This window comes from Acetobacter okinawensis, assembly GCF_002153655.1.
Lineage (GTDB): Bacteria > Pseudomonadota > Alphaproteobacteria > Acetobacterales > Acetobacteraceae > Acetobacter > Acetobacter okinawensis_A.
This window is the reverse complement of record NZ_JOPJ01000107.1, coordinates 1-431: the sequence shown is the minus strand read 5'-3', so window position 1 is coordinate 431 and position 431 is coordinate 1. Positions and strand designations below refer to the sequence as shown.

1 protein-coding gene is annotated in these 431 nt (G+C 63.8%); it reads left to right on the top strand.

The window, feature by feature from the left end; all coding sequences use genetic code 11:
• On the top strand, positions 1-431 hold a 431-nt coding region (locus HK26_RS12950), incomplete at both ends, for an FAD-dependent oxidoreductase (protein WP_143296387.1).

Sequence of the window (431 nt, the reverse complement as noted above, 5' to 3'; positions counted from 1 at the left end):
AATTACGGCCACGGCGGCAGTGGCTGGTCACTCTCATGGGGGGCGGCGTATCTGGCGGTCGGGCATGCTGCGGCAACGCTGGAGCGCAGGGTTGCGGTTATTGGCTGTGGCATTATCGGCCTGACATCAGCCCTGACCGCGCTGCGCGCAGGGCTGGATGTAACCATCTATACCCGCGACCTTTTGCCCCATACGCGCTCCGTGCGGGCTAACGGGAGCTGGACCCCGGACTCCCGCATTGCCCTGAGTGCACAGGCTAGCCCCAGCTTTGCCCGCACATGGGAGCAGATGGCCCGTTACTCCTTGCAGACCTACCGTGATTATCTGGGCTTGCCCGGCAACCCGATCGATTTTCGCGATAACTATACCCTGTCCGACACACCGCTCGATGCCGCCGACCATGCCCCGGCCCCGACCGATGCGGGTAAAGG